The following is a 15,373-nucleotide window of genomic DNA, read 5'->3' as shown; positions in this document are numbered from 1 at the left end:
TCAGGTTTTACGGTACAGGAATGTTGCTGCTGACCGAATACCGCAATTCCGCCCGCACCCTGCCCAACCGCATCGTCATGTCGCCGATGACCCGGCTGCGTTCGCTGCCGGACGGCTCGCCGACCAGTGATGTCGCCGACTACTACGCCCAGCGGGCGGCGGCCGGGCTGATCGTGACCGAGGGCATCTGGCCGCATTCGACCGGGCAGAGCGAGGCCTGGGTGCCCGGGCTGCAAACCGAACAGCATGTCCAGGCGTGGCGGAGAGTTACCGAGGCCGTGCACGCGAACGGCGGGCGCATCTTCGCGCAGCTGATGCACGGCGGGCGCAAAGGACACCCGCAGGCCCGGATCGACGGCTCCTGGCCGGCCGGTCCGTCCGCGGTGCTGGACGAGGATCGGGTGCACCTGATCGCGGGCGGCAAGGGCGACCCGATCACGCCGGCGGCACTCGACCGAGCCGATATCCACGAGGCCGTCGAGCATCATGCCAGGGCCGCGCGCAACGCCATCGCCGCGGGCTTCGACGGGGTCGAAATCCACGGTGCCAACAGCTATTTCGTGCATCAGTTCCTGGCCGACAACACCAACCTGCGCACCGACGAATTCGGCGGATCGATCGAGAACCGGATGCGGTTGCCGCTGGCCGTGGTCGACGCCGTGGCCGCGGAGATCGGCGCGCAGCGCACCGGCATCCGGCTGTCCCCCGGCAATCCGCAGTTCAACATGTTCGAAGCGGACCCGGCGCCGCTCTATCGCGCGCTGGTCACCGAACTCGACGGTCGCGGCCTGGCCTACCTGCACCTGACCGACAACGACACCTACTCCGCGCTGGCCGATCTGCGGCCACGCTGGCACGGCACGCTCATCGCCAATGTCGGTGAAAACCGGGAGGCGACAACGGCGGAGGCGGCCGAGAGCGTGCTTCGATCCGGCGTGGCCGACCTGGTGTCGTTCGGCCGGCAGTTCATCTCGAACCCGGATCTGGTCCACCGCATCGCCCACGACCTGCCGCTGGCCCCGATCCGCGAGCACCTGCTCTACGGGCGTACCGCCGAGGGGTACAGCGACTACCCGCACTGGGAGCCTGCCACCGTTGCGTCCCACTGATTCGGGGTTTACCCGCAGCCGAGCATCAGGGTTCAGGCTTCGAGCAGCTTGACCCTGTTGTTCGACCGTTCGGCGAGCACTCCGCCGGCCGTGGCCAGCACCAGCAGCACCGCGAGCTGGCCGCCCCAGCCGCCCGGCACCCAGTCGAGCAGGCCCCACACCTGGGATTTGCGGTGATCGATGAGCAAACGGATGACGGCCTGGGCCGACGCGACCATTACGACCATGCCGACGATCTGCAATCCGATCCACGCGTTCTTGCCCATCACACTCTCCATTTCCGACATGTCCGGTGGCGACGTATCTCATGGTTGTCCCGGGGCAGGTCATCGCGCATCGGCCGTCGGTCGGCGAGCAGTTCATCCTTTGGTAGATCCGATTTCGCCCTGCAGGCCGATGCGCGGGCCGTCCGCGGGCACTTACAGTCGCGTCATGTCCACCGATCCGCTCTCGTCGGCGCCACCGCTTCGGCCGTGGTCGCACGCCTGGCGGATGGTGGCGGTGATCCTCATCGGCCTGCTGGCGTGGTCGTCCACCAAGGGCGAGATGGCGCCGATCGACGGTGCGCTGCTGATCTGGTTCCAGGTCGGGGATCCGCTGCTCGGGGTGGCGTGCATGCTGCTCACGCTGCTGCGGCGGCGGTATCCGGTGGCCATCGCGGCGATCGTGACGGTCGCGTCCACCGCCTCGGTCACCGCCAACGGGGCGGCGGCGCTGGTGCTGTGTTCGCTGGCCACCCGGCGGCGCTACGCCGAGACCGCCGCGCTGGCCATCGTCAGCATCGGCACCGGGCTGCTCACGGACAGCGTGATCTATCCGAAAGAGACTGCGTTGCAGCCCTATTGGATCGACACCGCGGTGCTCACGGCCGCCATCGCCACCATCGTCGCGATCGGCTTCGCGGTGGGTGCGCGGCGAGATCTGGTGTGGTCGTTGCGCTCTCGCGCGGAGACCGCCGAGCGGGAACAGCACGCGCGGGCGGCCGAGGCGCGGCTGCTGGAACGCAATCGGATCGCGCGGGAGATGCACGACGTACTGGCGCACCGGATCTCGGTGGTGGCGATGCACGCCGGGGCGCTCGGTTTCCGCACCGACCTGACCAGGGAGCAGACCGCCGCGACGGCGAAGACCATCGCCGAGAACGCGCATCTGGCGTTGCAGGAACTGCGCGAGGTGCTGGGAGTGCTGCGCACCAGCGACGATTCGCTCACCGCCACCCCGGAACCGCCGCAGCCGACGCTGGCCGATCTCGCCCGGCTGGTCGACGAGGCGCGCTCGGCGGGGATGGACGTGTCGATCACCGACACGACCACCGACGATCTTCCCGCGACCAGCGCGCGCACGGCGTATCGCATCGCCCAGGAGGGACTGACCAACGCGCGCAAGCACTCTCCCGGCGCCGCGGTCCGGGTGCGGATCGATGGCGGGCCGGGGCAGGATCTGATCGTCGACGTCGGCAACTCCGCGCCGCGGCAGCCGGGACTCGCGCTGCCGTCCTCCGGTTACGGTCTGCTCGGACTCGCCGAACGGGCCGAACTAGTCGGCGGCACACTGGATTACGGCCCCGATTCGAGCGGTGGCTTCCGGCTGCGGGCCGTGCTGCCGTGGCCCGCCGTCGTCGCGACGAGCGACAGATGACCGCACGCGTCCGCGTGGTCGTGGTCGACGACGAGCCGCTGGCTCGTTCGGCGCTGACCATGATTCTCGGCGGCGATCCCGAGCTGGAACTGGTCGGCGAGGCGGCCAACGGCGAACAAGCGCTGGCCGTGATCGCCGAGCGATCCCCCGACATCGTGCTGATGGACATCCGGATGCCGGTGCGCGACGGGCTCGACGCCACCCGCGAACTGCTCAGCTGGGCCGACCCGCCCAGGGTGATGGTGCTGACTACCTTCGACGCCGACGACATGGTGTTGCGGGCGCTGCGCATCGGCGCGCACGGATTCCTGCTCAAGGACACCCCGCCCGGGGATATCGTCGCCGCGGTCAAGCAGGTGGCGGCGGGGCGGCCGATGCTCTCGCCGAGCGTTACCGCGCAACTGATCTCGGTCGCCACCGCCGGGCCGAGCGCGCAGGACGCGGCCCGGGAACAGGCCCGCGCCGCGCTCACCACGCTGACCGAGCGGGAGCGCGATATCGCCGAGGCGATCGGCCGTGGGCTGGCCAATTCCGATATCGCCAAGGAGATGCACCTCAGCGTCGCCACCGTGAAGTCCTATACCAGCAGGCTGCTCACCAAGCTCGATGCCGAAAACCGGGTCCAGATCGCGATTGTCGTGCTTACTGCGGGGCACAACTAGCTGATCTCGCTGTGCCCGTTATGGATTCAAGCTCCGATGGCCGGTGCGATGGTCGGCCAGGACGCGTGCAGCGTGTCCTGCCAATAGGACCAGGAGTGAGTTCCGGTGGCGCTGTAGTCGACTCGGGCCGGGATGCCCAGCCCCCGCAGGCGCTGCTCGAACGAGACGACGCAGGCGTTGACGCCGAACTCGACCGGGCCGCCGAGGAAGATGTTCTCCGCCAGTTGGGGTTTGATCTCCGTCTCGTGCGGGCCGGGAATGCCGGTGCCGCTGGACAGATAGATCGTCTTGCCGCGCAAGCGTTCTGCCAGCAGCGCCGGATCGTGCTCGGCCCAAGCCGGGCTGCCCGGAGGACCCCACATGTTGATCGGGTTGCCGCCGCGGTTGGCGATCGAGAACATCACCGCGCCCATCGCCAGACCGGTGTCGGGGCAGGCGCTGTAGCCGGCGACGGCGCGGTACAGCCACGGATTGCGGGCGGCCAGGATGAAGGCCGCGTTGCCGCCCATCGAGAGTCCGCCGATCGCGTTGACGCCGTTGCCGTTGAACCGGGCGTCGATCAGCGGCGGCAGTTCCTCGGTCAGGAACGTCTCCCACCGGTAGTGGCCGAGTTGCGGGTCGTCCTGCTGCCAGTCGGTGTAGTAGCTGGCCTCGCCGCCGACCGGCAGCACCACATTGACATTCGCACCCGCGAAGAACCGCTCCGCGTCGGTGGCGTTGGTCCAGGTGCTCTGGCTGGTGCCGGGGTCGAGCCCGTCGAGCAGGTAGTACGCGGGTCGCGCGCCGCCGCCCGCCGGATGCAGCACCTGAACCTGCACCGTCCGGCCCATCGCGGGTGAATCGATGAACACCGCGGCACGCGTCGGGGTCAGGTTGTCCACCCGCTCGATCTGCGCGGCCGAGGCCGTCGCGGGTCCGACGACCGCGGGGCCCACCACCGCGAGCGCCATCGTCAGCACTGCCACAGCAACTGGTGTTCGACGCATGGTCACACCTCCATCACCGCATCACAACGGCTTTCAAAGGTAACTCACCACGAATTATTGCGGAAGTGACGTTGCTCTCCGGCTCTTATTCAGCAAACTATCCGGTACACAACCCGCCTACCGCCGAAACCGCCACTCAGCGGCCCAGCGCACCCCGAATCGACCCGGCCAGATAATCCAGATCCGCCCGCCGCGGACTCGTCGGCCGCCCCCGCAACCCGAACCCGTCCCCCGGCGTCCGCGGAATCACATGCAGATGCACATGGAACACCTCCTGCCCCGCCGTCACCCCGTCGGCCAGAAAGAAATTCACCCCGTCACACCCGACCTCACTCACCCGCAACGCCGCCGCCACCCGCTGCCCCACCTGAAACAGCTTCCCCCCGACCACCGGATCCAACTCCGCCAAACTCCGCGCCGCCACCTTCGGCACCACCAGCACATGCCCCGGCGTCATCGGCCGAATATCCATGAACGCCAACACATCATCGTCCTCATACACCCGACTGGCCGCAGCCCGCCCAGCAACAATGTCGGCAAAAATCGTGTACGGATTCACGCCCGAAACCCTAGCCCGCCGCCCCGCCCAGAAATTCGATACCGCCACCGAACCGACCGGCCCATACTGGCTCCCAGCTCCTGGCACTAGCCGGGAGAAGTGGGCCCGGCTCGTCACCGGACGGTGGGAAGCCGGTACCGCGCCTCGCTTCCGGCCGTAGCCGGAGGAAGTGGACCCGGGTCCTGGCCGGACGACCAGCATCCGGGCTCCGCGCCGGCCGGAGTCTCCTGTGTCGACATCACCTTCCAGCCGCGCAATTCCATAGCCGTCAAGCAACCGGTGCAGTATCATCGAAACCAGCTCCCGGCACTAGCTGGAAGAAGTGAGCCCGACTCCTGGATGGATGTCCAGCAGTCGGGTTTCGCGCTTTTAGCAGGCTCCCACGTCCTTGACCGTGTGGATGAACGGTGTCACGGACGACTTCCATGTCCCTCCGGCACCGAAGGACCAGGCGACCGCATCGGGCCACCATAGAGCTGGCTCATTATGCGGTGGTAGATGAACGTATGGCAGGTCTCCCGACATCTTGGCCAGAACGCCGGCAACAGTGCTGCGATCCCTTCCGTCCTGACTTTCGCGAGATTCGATGACGAGGCGACCAGCCCGGAGCTCGAGCAAATCGATCACCAACGCGGCCAAGCACTCGTGACGTACCGTCACCTCGCGTCCTCGACCCTCGAAAACCCTGATCTGCATGCCCCGCAAATGACGCAGCGAGGCGAGGATCTTCCGCTGCCGCTGGACGGACTCATGCCAAAAGTGCCATCGGCGATGGCCCGGCAGGCAAAAGCTCCGGGCCAGTGCTCGAGCGGCAGCTAGTTCCGCCACCGGGATCAGCACTGCGCACAAGATGTAGCGATCTCGTCGAATCGACTCGTCCACGAACGCATGAAAGGGCACGCCGGGACGATACCGTTCAGCTATGACACCTGCTAGCGAATTCGCGGCGAAACGGCCGCTCCCGCTACAGGATTGGCGAAGGCGTGTAGTTCGCGGCGGCCGGGTTCTGGTCGACGAGTTTTTGGACTGCGGCGATGACGTCGGAGACCTGGGCTTCGGCGGCGCCGATGAAGGCGGACTTGTCGGCGAGCGCCGCGTCCAGGGCGGGGCGGTCGAGGGGGAGGCGGTCGTCTGCGGCGAGGCGGTCGAGGAGGTCGGGTTCGCGGCCTTGTTCGCGCATGGCCAGGGCTACGGCTACCGCGTGTTCCTTGATCACCTCGTGGGCGGTTTCGCGGCCGACGCCGGCCCGGACCGCGGCCATGAGGATGCGGGTGGTGGCGAGGAAGGGGAGGTAGCGGTCGAGTTCGCGGGCGATGACGGCGGGGTAGGCGCCGAATTCGGCGAGCACGGTGAGGAAGGTTTCCATCATGCCGTCGATGGCGAAGAAGGCGTCCGGCAGCGCGACGCGGCGCACCACCGAGCAGAAGACGTCGCCCTCGTTCCATTGCGCGCCGGCCAGTTCCGCGCCCATCGAGGCGTAGCCGCGCAGCACCACCTGCAGGCCGTTGACCCGTTCGCAGGAGCGGGTGTTCATCTTGTGCGGCATGGCCGAGCTGCCCACCTGGCCGGGCTGGAAGCCCTCGGTGACCAGTTCGTTTCCGGCCATCAGCCGGATGGTGTGGGCGAACGACGACGGTCCGGCGCCGACCTGGACCAGCGCGGAGAGCACTTCGTGGTCGAGCGAGCGCGGGTACACCTGGCCGACGCTGGTGAGCACGGTCGCGAAGCCGAGATGCCGGGCCACCTGCTGCTCCAGCGCCGACAGCTTGGCCGGATCGCCGCCGAGCAGGTCGAGCATGTCCTGGGCGGTGCCCATCGGGCCCTTGATGCCGCGCAGCGGGTACCGGTCGATCAGCTCGCGCACCCGGGTCAGCGCGATCAGCAGTTCGTCGGCGGCCGAGGCGAACCGCTTGCCGAGCGTGGTGGCCTGCGCGGCGACATTGTGCGAGCGCCCCGCCATCACCAGCGTCTGATATTCGGCGGCCCGCTCGGTGAGCCGGGCCGCGATCGCGATGCCGTGCGCGTGCACATGCTCGAGCGAGAGCCGGATCTGCAGCTGCTCCACGTTCTCGGTGAGGTCGCGGCTGGTCATGCCCTTGTGCACGTGCTCGTGCCCGGCGAGCGCGTTGAATTCCTCGATGCGCGCCTTCACGTCGTGCCGGGTGACCCGCTCGCGCTCGGCGATCGAAGCCAGGTCGACCTGGTCGATCACCCGCTCGTAATCGTCGAGCACGCCCGCGGGCAGCTCGATGCCGAGCTCCGACTGCGCCCGCAGCACCTCCAGCCAGAGCCGCCGCTCGAGCACGATCTTGTGTTCGGGCGACCACAGCCGCACCAGTTCCGGACTGGCATAACGGGTGGCGAGGACGTTCGGGACAAGGCTCACGTCTGGTCAGTCTAATGCGCGGAAACGGTCCACTTGCTGGGGCGTCGCCGGGGCGACGATGTCGATCACCTCGAGCAGGGCGCCGCGGGCCATTCGGCGTGGTTCGGGCTCCAATTCGGTGAGGGCCGCGACCACCGCGCCGTCGACCACCGCGACCAGCCTGCGCAGTTGCTCGGGACGAACCAATCGGTCGGAGCGGCGCAGCACATCGGCAAGTAACTCGTCGAGCTGAGCTCTGAGGCGTAGCTGTACTTCGCGTAGCTCGGGGTGCCGCGCGGACGCGACGGACCGCTCGTACCGGGCGATCAACTGCCCGCGCGCACCCTCGTCGTGCCAGTGCCCGTCGACGCCGACCAAGAGATCGAGCACCAGATCGACGGTCGCCTCGGCGCCGCGGCGGCGGTGGCTCACCTCGCCGACGCGGCGGCGCATCGCGTCGAGTTCCACGTTGCCGCTGAATTCGACCGCGCGCGCGATCAGATCTTCCAGTGATTCGAAGTAGTAGGTGGTCGACGCCAGCGGAAGATCAGCGCGGGTCGCGACCGATCGGTGTCGCACCGCCTCGAACCCGCCTTCGAGCAACAACTCGGCGGCAGCAGCTACCAAAGCCTGGCGACGCCGTTCGCCTTTCGGGGTCGTCGCGGTGATCACCGTGCCATCGTGCCAGTCGTCATCAGTTCTTCCAGGGGAAATCAGCGAGGAAAAGCAACCATCGATGTTTTACCGTATCCGCGCGGCCACGGTGCCGAACTGCGGAAAGTTGTTGCCGGACACGACGATCAAACACCCAGATAGTGCCCTAGACGAACCAGGGCCTGCTCGATGTCCGCGGTGGCTCCCGCGAAGGAGAACCGAACTGTCCGATTTCCGTGCACCGTGTCGAAGTCGATGCCCGGTGCGAGCGCGACACCGGTGTTGTCTAGCACGTCCGCGCACCAGACGCGCGCGTCATCGGTGAGATGGCCGATATCCGCGTACGCGTAGAAGGCGCCGTCGGCCGGGGCCAGGTCGGTGATGCCGATCTTCGGCAGACCGTCCAGCAGCAGCTGCCGGTTGATCGCGTAGCGGCGCACGTGGCCGTCGAGCTCGGCCTTGGCCTCCGCGCCGAACGCGTGCAGCGCCGCGTACTGCGAGATCGCGGGCGGGCACACGGTGAGATTGGAGGCGAGTCGTTGCAGCGCGGGACGTAATCCGCTGGGCGCCAACATCCAGCCGAGCCGCCAGCCGGTCATCGAGAAGTATTTGGACACCGAGCCGATGACGACCGATTCGCGCGAGGTCTCCCAGGACGAGGAGGTCGCGGTGTCGGAGCTGGCGTAGGTGATGCCGTGGTAGATCTCGTCGGAGATGAGCAGGGTGGCGTGGTCGTCGCACCAGCGGGCGAGGGCGGCCAGTTCGGCGGGGGCGATCATGGTGCCGGTCGGGTTCGCCGGGCTCGCGACCACCAGCCCGGCCGGGGGTTCGGGCAACGCGTCCAGCATGGCGACCGTCGGCTGAAACCTGGTCTCCGCGCCGCAATCCAGCTCCACCACCCGGCAACCGAGCGCGGTGAGCGTGTTCCGGTAGGCGGGATAACCGGGACGGGCGACGACCACCGTGTCGCCGGGGTCGAAGGCGGCCAGGAAAATCAGCGAGAACGCGCCCGACGAACCGGTCGTGACCACCACGTCGTCCGGGTCCACGGCGTAGCCATAGGTCTCGGTGTGATGCCCGGCGATCGCCTCGCGCAACGGCAGGATACCGAAAGTCTCGGTGTAGCCGAGCAATTCGGATTCGATCGCGGCCTTCGTCGCGCGCAGCACCGGTGCGGGCGCGGGCGTCGACGGCTGTCCGGCGGCCAGCACGAGCACATCGCCGTGCGTCCTGGCCCGTTGCGCGGCAGCTTTCCAGACGTCCATCACGTAGAAAGGTGGAATGGTCGACCGGCGAGATTCTCTGGACACCCGTCAGACGGTAGACGGTGTCGCATCCCGACACGGCGCTGACGCTCGCCTTTCCACCTGGTCGTGCGCGCCACTCCCGCCCGGGTTATGGTCGGCTTGATGCTCGAGGATGCTCGACGAGCTGGGCTCGACCGGGTGCGCGGAGTGGGTGGCATCGGGGTCATTCCGCCGGACTGGCGCGCCCGGCTCCGGGAACGACCGGCGCGCGGCCTGCGGGTCCTGCTCGATCGGCGCAACGTCCAGGAACTCCTGCGACGCCGCCCCGATCCGCGGGAACTGTGGCAGCGGCGCTCCGAGCTGCGCGACCGGTGGGACAAACGCCCCGACCGCGACAAGATCCTCGCCCTGCTGCGCAAACATCGAGTGCTGCTGGCCGCGCTCGCGGTCACGGCCGTCTTCGCCGCGGGCGACGCCTCGTTCGCGGGCGTGATCAGCGATCGCACGCCGGACCCGGACCACGCCCAGCGCGTCGCGGTGGCCTATCCCTTGCAGGTGCAGGCCACGCCGCCGTCGGTGCGCCGGCTCCTGAACGCCATCGACAACGGTGAACGCCTGCGCGAACAGGCGGTGGTCGCGGCCGCCGCCCGCGCCACGCTGGAACGGGCCAAGGCCGAAGCGGCCGCGGCGGCCGCCGGTGAATGGCAACCGTGGATGGGCGGCAACACCTCGACCACCACGCCGGGCGCGATCCTGCCCAGCATCGGCGGCTTCGTTATGCCCGCCCGCGGCACCTTCACCTCCGGATTCGGTTCCCGCTGGGGCACTTTCCACGCGGGCATCGACATCGCGGCGCCGATCGGCACGCCGATCTACGCGGTCGCCGACGGCACCGTCATCGACGCGGGCCCGGCCCAGGGCTTCGGGCTATGGGTGCGGATCCGGCACGACGACGGCACCATCACCGTGTACGGCCACATGTACGACTTCTTCGTCTCCCGCGGCGAACGCGTCCCGGCCGGCATGCAGATCGCCCGCGTCGGCAACCGCGGCGATTCCACCGGCCCGCACCTGCACTTCGAGGTGATCGTGGGCGGGCAGCACATCGACCCGCAGCCGTGGCTGGCCCTGCACGGGCTCACCTTCAGCTAGGGACGGCGATACGGTCCTCGACCGCGGCGAGGCCGATGTCGGTGCGGTAGTGGCTGCCCGGCAGCTTGATCGACGGGATGCGCGCGTAGGCGTTGGTGCGGGCCTCGGCGAGGTCCGCGCCGACGCCGACCACGTTGAGCACGCGGCCGCCCGCGGAGACCAGGGCGCCGTCTTCGCGCAGCGCGGTTCCGGCGTGCAGCACCGCGGCGGAGTCGTCGACCGCGCCGTCGCCCGCGCCGGTGATGACATCACCGATGCGCGGGCGGCCCGGGTAGTTCTCGGCGGCGATCACCACGGTGATCGCGGAACCGTCGCGCCAGCGCGGCGGGTCGACCTCGGCCAGCGTGCCGGTCGCGGTGGCGTTGAGCAGTTCGGCCAGCGGGCTTTCCAGCAGCGCGAGCACGGCCTGAGTTTCGGGATCGCCGAAGCGGCAATTGAATTCGACCACGGCGGGTCCGGCGGCACCCATCGCGAGGCCGGCGTACAGCAGTCCGGAGAACGCGCAGTCGCGGCGAACCAGTTCGGCGGCAACGGGTTTCACCACGTCCTCGACGATCGCGGTCACCGCTTCGTCGGACAGCCACGGCAGCGGCGTGTACGCGCCCATGCCGCCGGTGTTCGGTCCGGTGTCTCCGTCGCCGACTCGCTTGTGATCCTGCGCGGGCAGCAACGGCACCACCGTCTCCCCGTCGACCAGGCAGAACAGCGAAACCTCCGGCCCGTCCAGGAACGACTCGAGCAGCACCGGATGTCCCTGCTCCAGCAGCTCGGCACCGTGATCGCGGGCCGCGGAACGGTCGGCGGTCACCACCACGCCCTTGCCCGCGGCGAGCCCGTCGTCCTTCACCACCCAGGTCGGCCCGAACCGGCTCAGCGCGGCATCGAGGTCGGCCGGGGTGTCCACGATCTCGCTGTGCGCGGTCCGCACGCCCGCGACCGCCATCACGTCCTTGGCGAAGGCCTTCGAGCCCTCGATCCGCGCGGCCGCGGCGGACGGTCCGAAGCAGGCGAACCCGGCGGCCCGCACCGCGTCGGCGACGCCGAGCACCAGCGGCACCTCGGGCCCGATCACGACGAGGTCGGCGGCCGCCTCGGTGGCCAGCGCGACCACCGCTTCCGCGGAGCACGGATCGACCGGCCTGGTCGTCGCGTGCTGCGCGATACCCGCGTTGCCCGGCGCGGCGACGATCGCGCTGACCGCGGGGTCGCGGCGCAGAGCCAGGACGAGGGCATGTTCACGGGCTCCGGAACCGATGACGAGTACGCGCACGGCAGACAGCTTAGGTGAAGGCCCGCGGCGCGCTGCGCTCACTCATGAACAGCAGTCGACCATCGAATATCGGTCTCGCGACATGGATGATGGAAAGGGATGGTTCGGGCAGACCGCATCCGGGCCACGCACCCACACCGCGCGAAGGATGTGCACACGATGGGTCTGATCGACGGACTGATGGGCAATGCCGGACGGATCGATCCCGGCCGGGCGCAACAGGAGTACGCGAAACTGATGGGCGACGGCGAGCAGGTCTATGCCGCGTATCTGCTGGTTCGCGATGCCATCCTGTTCACCAACCGGCGCCTGATCCTGGTCGACAAGCAGGGCATGACCGGCCGCAAGGTCAGTTATCACAGCATTCTCTACCGCTCGATCACCCACTTCTCGGTGGAGACCGCGGGCACCTTCGACCTGGACGCCGAGCTCTACATCTGGATCTCCGGCAGCCACGAGCCGTTGCAGAAGCGGTTCAACCGTCAGGTCGACATCTACGAGGTGCAGGGCATCCTGTCGCATTTCGTCGCGGTGTAGCCGCTCAGGCCTCGGCGCGGTGTTCCGCGTCGGTGACCAGCGGACGCACCTTGGTCAGCAGCAGCTCGAGAAACTGCGCGGGCTGCCAGAACGACGCGAAGTGCGTCGCGTCGGTGATCAGCGCGAACTCCTTGTGCGGCGCCTGCACGTCGTCGAAGTAGCGGCGGGCGCGGGCGACGGGCGTCAGGCTGTCGTGCTCGCCCTGAAAGATGAAGAACGGCAACTCGAATCGCGTGCCGTCGCGCCACGCGTCGAACTGCACGGACTCGACGCCGATCCGCTCGGAGAACTTCATGCCGTCCGCGCCCGTCTTCAGGTCGCGCAGCCGATGCTGCGGCGAGAACCACATCGCGGGCAGGAGCATTTTCTTGATCATGGCGGCGATGAACGGGTCGACGCTGGCCACCAGCTTGGCGTGCAGCCCCCAGTCGGCGGCGGTCCAGGTGGTGGGGTCCGGGCCGATCCGCTCCAGCTTCGCCGCGGCGGAACGCTTGCCGCCCGAACGCAGCCGGCGCACCACCGCGTGGAACGCGATGTCGTCACGCTCGCTGCCGGCGATGTTCTGATCGGTGCCGACGTAGGCGGAGTACAGCTCGGGGTGCTTGCGGGCCAGCCGGAGTCCGAACACCGAGCCGAAGGAGTTGGCGAGCAACACCACCTTGTCCGTGGACAGTCGCTCGTGCACGTAGCGGGTGACTTCCACTGCGTCGGTGAGCAATTGGTCGAAGGTGACCGCGCCCTGCTCGCCGTGGCCGAACGTCTTCCCGGTGCCGCGCATATCCCAGCGGACGATGGTGAAGTGCCGTTCCCAGGCCCGGGTTCGGTTGGCGAAGTAGGTATTGGTGACGCCCGGACCGCCGTGCAGCTCCAGCAGCACCGGGTTGGCCAGGTCCTCGCCGCGGATCTCGATCCACTGGTCGATGCCGCCGATGCGCACGAAGCCGGACTCGGCGATGCCGTTCGGGGTGTCGATCCGGAGTTCGGCCGCGGCCCGGCGGCGGCGCAGCTGGCGATGGGCGAGCAGGCCGGCGGGGGCGGCGGAAACTGTGGCGGCGGTGGCGAGCGCGAGCGTGATCATGCCGGGTTCCTAAACTGTGTCCAATGGAAACTTATACGTGTACGATAGACACAGTTTCGCTCTCGCGCAACACCACGACGCCGCCGATACCAGCGGGCCACCGCAACCCGCGGCGCGTAGCCTGCGGGGCATGGCTTCTGTATTCAGCGCGATCATCGCCGGACAGCTTCCGGGCCGATTCGTCTGGGAGGACGACGAATTCGTCGGTTTCCTCACCATCGCACCGGTCACCACCGGGCACACCCTCGTGGTGCCCCGCAAGGAGATCGATCAGTGGCAGGACATCGACGCGGACACCTTCGCCCGGTTGAACGTCGTCGCACAGAAGATCGGCCAGGCCGTGCGCGCCGCCTGGGACGCGCCGCGCGCGGGTCTGCTGATCGCCGGGCTCGAGGTGCCGCACCTGCACGTGCACGTCTTCCCGGCGTTCACCATGGGTGACTTCGACATCTCCGGCGCCGACACCGACCCGAGCCCCGAGTCCATGGACGAGGCGCAGACCAAGATCAAGCAGGCGTTGCGCGACCTCGGCTACGGCGCCAACGTTCCCGACTGAGTCCGTCGATCGGAACCAGGGTGGTCCGAACGCCGAAGCGGCGTTCGGACCACCCTTTTCGTTCACCGGTTGTAGGGCTGTTCCTGCACCCAGCTGAAACCGCGTTCGAGCAACGGAAAGGACTTCGGGTCGACCTCGGTGAAGAAGGTATGGATACGGTGACCGGCGTAGTCGTTCGCGTCGATGACCATGCGGCCGGGGGCCGGCCACCAGTAGGTGAGCCGCACCCGGACCGGGGTTTCCTCGAAGGTGCCCAGAGCGATGCGGTGGTGCAGGTCGATGATGTGCCGCTTCGGATCGATGGTGCCGCCGTACACCTCGAACGAGTCGTCCATGTGCTGAATGGTGAGCACCATCGGATCCGAGACGTGGAACGGACGGTCGATAACCACTCGGCGCCACCGTAATTCGTCGGTGAGCAGCGGGTCGCGGGCATAACCCTCGGAGGAGAAGCCGTCCACCCGGTAGATGCCGTAGAGGTCGGGAGTCTCCTTCGACCACTGCTGCCAGTTCTGCGCACCGAACACGCCGAGCAGGCCCAGACCCACCGCCAGCTGCGCCGCCAGCGCGATCCGATTGGCCCGCGCGGAACCGAACAGCGGCACGGTCCGGATCGCGGGCCCGGGGTTGCCGTCGAACAGTGCCGCAAACAACCGGCGCGCATAGGGTGCCAGCAGGAACAGGCTCAGCAGCAGGAACTGCGACGACACCGTCTTCAGCCGGATGTCATAGGTCATATTCAGCAGAAACACCTGCGTCATATCCACCGCGCACAACAGCGCTCCCGCCGCCGTCGCCCGCGGCACCAGCAACAACACCCCCGCCAGCAATTCCGCTGCGCCCAGCGCGATTTCATACGGCTGCGAAACACTGACCTGCGACCACAACACCCCCTCCGGACTGAAATTCCCGTAGGGCTCCACCAGCCGATTCAGCACGAACGGCATCTGCGTCGGAATCGCTTTCGCCATCCCGAAATAGAACATCGCCAACGCCAGCACAAACCGCAGATACAACTGCGTCCAAGCGAACAGCCGCGTGTACCCCACCCGCCCACGATCCAGCACCGACCACACCCCAGTCGCCACCCCAGACATCACCACCAGCAAAAACAGCCCGGTCCACTGAAACGCACTGTCACTCCCCACCTGCGCACTGGTAACCCGCAAACCCAGCACATGCGCAGCAGTCCATTCAATAGGCGGCCGCACCAAACTCGACAAATGCAACACCGAGCCCGTCTCGACCCCCACCCCCGCCAGCAAAATCGGCACCAGCCCCAACACCCCCGCCACCCCGATCCCCCCGAAATAACCCACCCCGAACCGAAACCCGATGCGCGTCAACGGATGCCACCACCCCGCAACCCCACCCCCATCCTCCTGCACCACCGAACCTCCCCTACTCGCGAACTCTGTGCCGCGACAGTAGAAGCGCCCCCTTAACGAGGACCGGTCAGCCGCCTTAACAACCGCACCTGCACGCAGACGCACAGCGAATCACTGCATCGGATACGTCCATTCAGGATGATCACTACATGGATCGAGAAACATCGAGACG

Annotated in this window: 16 protein-coding genes; 7 read left to right on the top strand and 9 right to left on the bottom strand. The window is 67.9% G+C overall.

The window, feature by feature from the left end:
- Positions 1 to 20 precede the first annotated feature (20 nt).
- A complete protein-coding gene (locus F3087_RS21650) occupies positions 21 to 1,109 on the top strand; it encodes an alkene reductase (protein WP_150403842.1) in 1,089 nt (362 codons plus the stop codon).
- A gap of 32 nt (positions 1,110 to 1,141) precedes the next feature.
- Here the strand turns inward: F3087_RS21650 and F3087_RS21645 are convergent, their stop codons facing one another.
- On the bottom strand, positions 1,142 to 1,375 hold the full coding sequence (locus tag F3087_RS21645) for a hypothetical protein (RefSeq protein WP_150403841.1): 234 nt from the start codon (positions 1,373 to 1,375) through the stop codon (positions 1,142 to 1,144).
- A 166-nt stretch (positions 1,376 to 1,541) separates the two neighbouring features.
- Between F3087_RS21645 and F3087_RS21640 the strand changes: the two genes are divergently transcribed.
- Together F3087_RS21640 and F3087_RS21635 are read left to right on the top strand one after the other, a co-directional pair.
- Positions 1,542 to 2,747, top strand: coding sequence for a sensor histidine kinase (locus F3087_RS21640; protein ID WP_150403840.1), 1,206 nt, complete (start codon positions 1,542 to 1,544; stop codon positions 2,745 to 2,747).
- Positions 2,744 to 3,409 carry a response regulator gene (locus F3087_RS21635; RefSeq protein WP_150403839.1) on the top strand — a complete coding sequence of 222 codons (666 nt, stop codon included), beginning with the start codon at positions 2,744 to 2,746 and terminating at the stop codon, positions 3,407 to 3,409. Before F3087_RS21640 ends, F3087_RS21635 begins: the two co-directional genes overlap by 4 nt.
- 26 nt (positions 3,410 to 3,435) lie before the next feature.
- Here the strand turns inward: F3087_RS21635 and F3087_RS21630 are convergent, their stop codons facing one another.
- The gene (locus tag F3087_RS21630) at positions 3,436 to 4,395 is read right to left on the bottom strand and encodes an alpha/beta hydrolase (protein WP_150403838.1); all 960 of its coding nucleotides are present in this window, start codon (positions 4,393 to 4,395) and stop codon (positions 3,436 to 3,438) included.
- A 136-nt stretch (positions 4,396 to 4,531) separates the two neighbouring features.
- Entirely contained in the window at positions 4,532 to 4,954 is a 423-nt protein-coding gene (locus tag F3087_RS21625) for an HIT family protein (RefSeq protein ID WP_150403837.1), read from the bottom strand.
- Between the two features lie 498 nt (positions 4,955 to 5,452).
- On the opposite strand from F3087_RS21625, the gene F3087_RS21620 reads away from it, so the two are divergent.
- A complete protein-coding gene (locus F3087_RS21620; protein WP_150403836.1) occupies positions 5,453 to 5,773 on the top strand; it encodes a hypothetical protein in 321 nt (106 codons plus the stop codon).
- 145 nt (positions 5,774 to 5,918) lie between these two features.
- On the opposite strand, the gene purB is transcribed toward F3087_RS21620, so the two are convergent.
- The 3 genes from purB to F3087_RS21605 form a co-directional block, all read right to left on the bottom strand.
- Positions 5,919 to 7,340: an adenylosuccinate lyase gene (gene purB, locus F3087_RS21615; RefSeq protein WP_150403835.1), complete on the bottom strand. Its 1,422-nt coding sequence runs from the start codon at positions 7,338 to 7,340 to the stop codon at positions 5,919 to 5,921.
- A 6-nt stretch (positions 7,341 to 7,346) separates the two neighbouring features.
- On the bottom strand, positions 7,347 to 7,991 hold the full coding sequence (locus F3087_RS21610; RefSeq protein WP_150403834.1) for a TetR/AcrR family transcriptional regulator: 645 nt from the start codon (positions 7,989 to 7,991) through the stop codon (positions 7,347 to 7,349).
- 128 nt (positions 7,992 to 8,119) lie between these two features.
- The gene (locus F3087_RS21605; protein WP_150403833.1) at positions 8,120 to 9,283 is read right to left on the bottom strand and encodes a pyridoxal phosphate-dependent aminotransferase; all 1,164 of its coding nucleotides are present in this window, start codon (positions 9,281 to 9,283) and stop codon (positions 8,120 to 8,122) included.
- 99 nt (positions 9,284 to 9,382) lie between these two features.
- Here F3087_RS21605 and F3087_RS21600 point away from each other — a divergent pair, with 99 nt between their 5' ends.
- Entirely contained in the window at positions 9,383 to 10,372 is a 990-nt protein-coding gene (locus tag F3087_RS21600) for a M23 family metallopeptidase (protein ID WP_150403832.1), read from the top strand.
- Here F3087_RS21600 and purD read toward each other — a convergent pair.
- Positions 10,365 to 11,642 carry a phosphoribosylamine--glycine ligase gene (purD, locus tag F3087_RS21595; protein ID WP_150403831.1) on the bottom strand — a complete coding sequence of 426 codons (1,278 nt, stop codon included), beginning with the start codon at positions 11,640 to 11,642 and terminating at the stop codon, positions 10,365 to 10,367. The genes F3087_RS21600 and purD overlap by 8 nt on opposite strands.
- Before the next feature lie 159 nt (positions 11,643 to 11,801).
- Between purD and F3087_RS21590 the strand changes: the two genes are divergently transcribed.
- Positions 11,802 to 12,179 (top strand): PH domain-containing protein, encoded by a 378-nt coding sequence (locus tag F3087_RS21590; RefSeq protein ID WP_150403830.1) that lies wholly within the window; start codon positions 11,802 to 11,804, stop codon positions 12,177 to 12,179.
- A gap of 4 nt (positions 12,180 to 12,183) precedes the next feature.
- On the opposite strand, the gene F3087_RS21585 is transcribed toward F3087_RS21590, so the two are convergent.
- On the bottom strand, positions 12,184 to 13,257 hold the full coding sequence (locus tag F3087_RS21585) for an alpha/beta fold hydrolase (protein WP_150403829.1): 1,074 nt from the start codon (positions 13,255 to 13,257) through the stop codon (positions 12,184 to 12,186).
- A 130-nt stretch (positions 13,258 to 13,387) separates the two neighbouring features.
- Here F3087_RS21585 and F3087_RS21580 point away from each other — a divergent pair, with 130 nt between their 5' ends.
- A complete protein-coding gene (locus F3087_RS21580) occupies positions 13,388 to 13,813 on the top strand; it encodes an HIT family protein (RefSeq protein ID WP_150403828.1) in 426 nt (141 codons plus the stop codon).
- A 62-nt stretch (positions 13,814 to 13,875) separates the two neighbouring features.
- On the opposite strand, the gene F3087_RS21575 is transcribed toward F3087_RS21580, so the two are convergent.
- A complete protein-coding gene (locus F3087_RS21575; RefSeq protein WP_223885265.1) occupies positions 13,876 to 15,204 on the bottom strand; it encodes a DoxX family protein in 1,329 nt (442 codons plus the stop codon).
- Between the last annotated feature and the right edge of the window lie 169 nt (positions 15,205 to 15,373).

Origin of the sequence: Nocardia colli (assembly GCF_008704205.1) — a bacterium.
Classification (GTDB): Bacteria; Actinomycetota; Actinomycetes; order Mycobacteriales; family Mycobacteriaceae; genus Nocardia; species Nocardia colli.
Note: the sequence above shows the minus strand (reverse complement) of the source record. Positions and strands in the feature narration are given on the sequence as shown.